The organism is Bacillus sp. 05T31 (genome assembly GCF_056396725.1).
In genome coordinates this window covers 1-4,577 of the sequence record NZ_JBFTMA010000318.1, presented here as the reverse complement: position 1 = coordinate 4,577, position 4,577 = coordinate 1, and the positions used below count along the sequence as shown (strand labels likewise).

4 protein-coding genes are annotated in these 4,577 nt (G+C 35.1%); all 4 read right to left on the bottom strand.

Annotation, left to right across the window (positions count from 1 at the left end):
* Nucleotides 1-47 precede the first annotated feature (47 nt).
* Nucleotides 48-1,427, bottom strand: coding sequence for a flagellar hook-associated protein 2 (locus AC1DJR_RS18070; RefSeq protein ID WP_429686690.1), 1,380 nt, complete (start codon nucleotides 1,425-1,427; stop codon nucleotides 48-50).
* 19 nt (nucleotides 1,428-1,446) lie between these two features.
* Nucleotides 1,447-2,310: a flagellar hook-associated protein 3 gene (locus AC1DJR_RS18065; protein WP_002086498.1), complete on the bottom strand. Its 864-nt coding sequence runs from the start codon at nucleotides 2,308-2,310 to the stop codon at nucleotides 1,447-1,449.
* A gap of 493 nt (nucleotides 2,311-2,803) precedes the next feature.
* On the bottom strand, nucleotides 2,804-4,102 hold the full coding sequence (gene flgK / locus AC1DJR_RS18060) for a flagellar hook-associated protein FlgK (RefSeq protein WP_002141110.1): 1,299 nt from the start codon (nucleotides 4,100-4,102) through the stop codon (nucleotides 2,804-2,806).
* A gap of 17 nt (nucleotides 4,103-4,119) precedes the next feature.
* Nucleotides 4,120-4,572: a flagellar export chaperone FlgN gene (locus AC1DJR_RS18055; protein WP_002064619.1), complete on the bottom strand. Its 453-nt coding sequence runs from the start codon at nucleotides 4,570-4,572 to the stop codon at nucleotides 4,120-4,122.
* Nucleotides 4,573-4,577: the final 5 nt, after the last annotated feature.

The window sequence follows — 4,577 nt, the reverse complement described above, 5'->3', positions numbered from 1 at the left end:
GCATATAGCGTTGCCATGCTTGCATACGATCACTTCCTCAACTTTCATTAATCATCACTTTTTTGTTTTGTCATTGCTTTAATTGTTTTTAGCTGGCTATCTAGCGCCGCTAATGTACTTTCTAGCTTTTGATACTTCTTCACAATCTCATCTTGTTTTTGCAGATTTTGTGTTTCAATATCTTTAATCTTTTTATCTAAATCACTTACACGTGAATCGATGTTTTTTACACGCTCTCCGACTACACCTTTATCACCAAATAGTTTATCAAGTGGTTCTTCCATCATCTTCCCTAAACCGTTAGAACCAAAGAAAAATTGCTTCGCTGCATCCGGCTTGTCTTTTAGCGCTTGTGTTAATTGTTCATCATTAACTTCCATCGTCCCATCTTGCTTTAATTGAATTCCAAATGAAAACAAATAATTACCGTCTTGAGAAAATGTTACGACATTATTCATCGCTTGACGTACACTTTGCATAATAGCTTGACCTTGGAAAGCTCCACCTTTTCCAGCAAAAATATCTACCGTAGAAACAGCTTTATTATAATCCGCTACCATCTTTTTAATCATATTTGATGCGTCTGTTACGTTTGAATCACTTACTGTAAACTTCAGATCTATACCTTTTGCTTTTGGATCTGTTGTTGTACCTGCATCTGTTTTTTCATCTACTTTTGACTCCGTCACTTTTAGTAATTCAATTTTCACACCAGGAAGAGCTTCGATTGTATTGGTAGAACTTTCATCTTCAATACCATTAATACTATATTTAGCATTTTGCGCTTCATTGATTGTATTGACTGCTGTCCCATCCGCCTTAGCTAAACCAATATCTTGAAACAGTGTAGATGTGTTCCCCTTAAAATTAATTTCTCCATCTGTTCCTTCTTTTTTAGAGGACATAAAAATTTTATCTCCAAGTGTATAAGCCGATACGCCATAGTCTCCGTCATTAATTTTATTAATTAAATCTTTATATGTCATATCAGTTGTTACTTTTAGATCTTTACCGCCTAGTTTTAATGTTTCATCTTTAGGAAGTTTTGCATTTATATCAGTAATAGGATTAGAAGCTATTTGATGACGCTGCGCAAGCTGTGTAATCGTCATATTAAAAGTTCCTGCAATTGCTCCACCATCAGCTTTTACACTAATATAACCGTCTTGGGATGTTGTTACCTTTTTCTCATTCCCTTTAAATTCTGCTAAGTTTTTAAAAGTTTGTGTGAAAGAACTAAATTCTGATTTTAAGCTAGTATATAATAGTTTATCTTGTGAAAGTTGGTTCTTTTCATTAGTATATGGTGTTTTTCTCATATCTAACGCTTGCATTTCTAATTCTACAAAGTTAGAAGTATCGATCATATTATTTCCGAGGTTCCAAATCTGTTGTCTACCGCCAATACCTGTTAACGTCCCTGCCATATTTCTCACTCCTTATTGTTTACATGTAATCTAAAATGCTCGTTTTACTCATCGTACTAACTGCTTTAAGCGTTGCTTCATAAGTTGCATTAATATAAGCTAGGTCAGAAATTGCTACCGCTAAATCAACATCTTCAATTTCTTTACGATTTTCTTGAAGCGCTAAATTTTGCTCGCTTAAAATTGTTTTAAACGTCTCCATCGTGTTCATAGTTGAACCAACTTCAGTTGTACGGTTAATGACGCTATCTAAGTTTTTCTTATTTTCTCCTAATAACGGTTGTAACGCTTTTTGGTCACCATTTTGCATCGCTTCACTCATCTGTTTTAACGTTTTTATAACCGGGGATAATAATGCTTCTCCGTTACGAAATGCTTTTAATTGATAACCGTCATTTAGTTGCCAGTTCACATCATTTTTTCCACCTTGATACGTACCATCTTCTGTAAATGGAGCTTGTTCAGCACTATCCCCACCGAAAATATAACGGCCTTGCTCTTTCGTATTCGCTAAATATACAACTTGTTTTAAAATTTGATCAATCTCTGCACCGATTGCCTTCAATTCTTTTTCGCTATTTGTCCCATTTAACGCTTGCACTGTTAATTGATCCGCTCTTGTTAAAGATTTAAAAACACCTTGTAAAGTATTTTCAGTTTGTGTTAATACATTTTTCGAATCCGCTAAATCTTTTTGCATTTGTTCAATATTTGCTAACGAATGCTGAATCGCAAATGATTTACTTGCCGCAAGTGGGTCTTCGCTCATAAAAAGATTTTTTTTCCCAGAAGTTACTTGATTTCGATGATATTGCTGCTGCACATTCAAATCCATCATCTGATTCTTTGCCCAGTTTGCATTTTGAAACGTAGATACTCTCATCTCTATCTTCTCCTTTATCTATATTTGACTGGGCTAGAGAAGCAACTGCAACTATGTACTGTTAGTTTCTTCCCTAGCCTTCAACCATTTCATATCTCTGATCTAACACGGCTTGGCCCACTAAAAGGCTCTATCCGCTTCCACACTATACCGGATCCTCTCTCTACACATAAAAAAGGGGCTTCGTTTCTATTTGACATGGCTGTTCTCTAAGCTAACTTATCCCACAACCACTTCATATCTCTGGTCTCATATCGCTCGGTCCACTAATAGGCACTGACCGCCTCTATCTAACTCAGGACCCTCTCTCTAATCATAAAAAAGGGGGCTTCGTTTCTATTTGACATGGCTATTCTCTCCCTTAACTTCCCCTTCACCCATCTCATATCTCTGGTCTAACATGGCTTGGTCCACTAAAAGGATCTGTCCGCTTCTACCTTGCGCCGGATCCTCTCTTCCCTCATAAAAAAAACTTTTTCGATCCTTCTACATGTTATCTAATAATCGAAAACAAACTATCAAACACTTCATTCATCGTCGTAATAGCTTTAGAGTTTGCGACAAAATATTTCTGGAAGGCCATTAAATTAACCATTTCTTCTTCCATATTGACGCCTTCTATACTCATCTTTTCTTGCTGAATACCTTCTAATAAGTCTTTATGAATATTTTGATAAGCATTCACTGCACTTTTATCAGAAGCTACACCAACTATAAATTGGTCTAATGCTTGTTTATAAGAAAGACCTTCTTTATAATCTCCATCTGTAATTCCTGCTAGTTTATTTGCTGTTTCAGCGGAGATTTTCATTTTCGAAACATCTTTTGCGAATTCAGGGTTTAACTGAATATCTTTCGCATGATCTCCAACGAAGAAATCTTTTCCCATCACTGTATTCACTTGACCTTTTACAGAACTCATTAATTCTTCAAGGTTTTTCTTATAACTAGCAATCTTCGCTTTCGTATCTATCGCTGATTGAATTGCTCCACCATTTAAAGGAATATCCGATCCATAAATCGCAACAGACATTGGTTCTTTTTCTTTATTTAATTGAAGTGGATATGTATCTTGTCCATTTACTGTTAAAACACCATTCATTCTAACACTCGCGATATTAGGATTCATAGATTCATAAGATACTTCAATATTGGCATACTTAGACATCTCTGTAACGATGCGATCACGTTCGTCTAATAGTTGATTAGGTACTTGTGTCCCTGCTTGTCCAATTTTTTTATTCGCCTCTGCTAAACTAGCACCAAGACGATTAAATTCATTCACATGTGCTTCAATATCTTCTGTCGTCTGTGCTTCTGCTGTATCTAAGTTTTTCGCAAGACGATTTATCTGACTTGTGAACTTCCCAGTTTCAGAAACTAATGTATCGTAGTAGTTTGGTTGTTCTGGATTTTTTGCAACTTCACGAAAAGCATTGAAGAATCCATCCATTAAACTAGATAATGAATTTTTCCCTGTCGTTCCTACCATAGACTCTACTCGTGATAAAGTAGAATTCATATATGCGTAGTAAGAGAACTGTGACAACTGATCATTAAATTGCTTCGTTTTCACTTCATCTGTAATACGGTCAACTCCTAATGTTTGTACACCATAACCGATTCTCTGTTCAGGCGTATGACCGTTACTTGCTCCAACAGATCCGTAATTTACCATTTGACGAACATAACCCGGCGTATGAATATTAGATAAGTTTTGTTTTGTTGTTTGTAATCCCATTTGGGCCGCTAGCATACCAGATAACGGCGTATTATAATCAGATAATCTCATAATGCTTCACTTCTCCTTTACAATAGTTCATTCATAAAGATTTGCGAATTATTGTTTTTCTCCAAATTGTATTCAGAAACGGAATCCACAATACTTTCTGTAGTTTTTAATAGTACGTTTAAGTAATATTGATTTTTCAAAAGAATCATTTTTACATTTTCTTCTAATTCATTTAAACTTTTTTGTAATTCTTCCATTTTTTCATTTTCTTCCTGTGAAAAATACGAAAATAGCGAACGCATACGCAACGGTTCAACTTGTTTTTCTTTACAAAGCTGAACAACCATTTCCTCAAAAGATCGCGATAATCCTTTAACACCTTCTATGTACTGCAATTGTTCCACTTGCAACTTTTGAACTGCATTTACATTTTTATTTTTTAAATTCTCATATATTTGTTCGCCAAGCGTTTGAATATTTTCATATGCCTTTTGAATAATAACGAGCTTTTCATATAATTGTATGTACATATAGC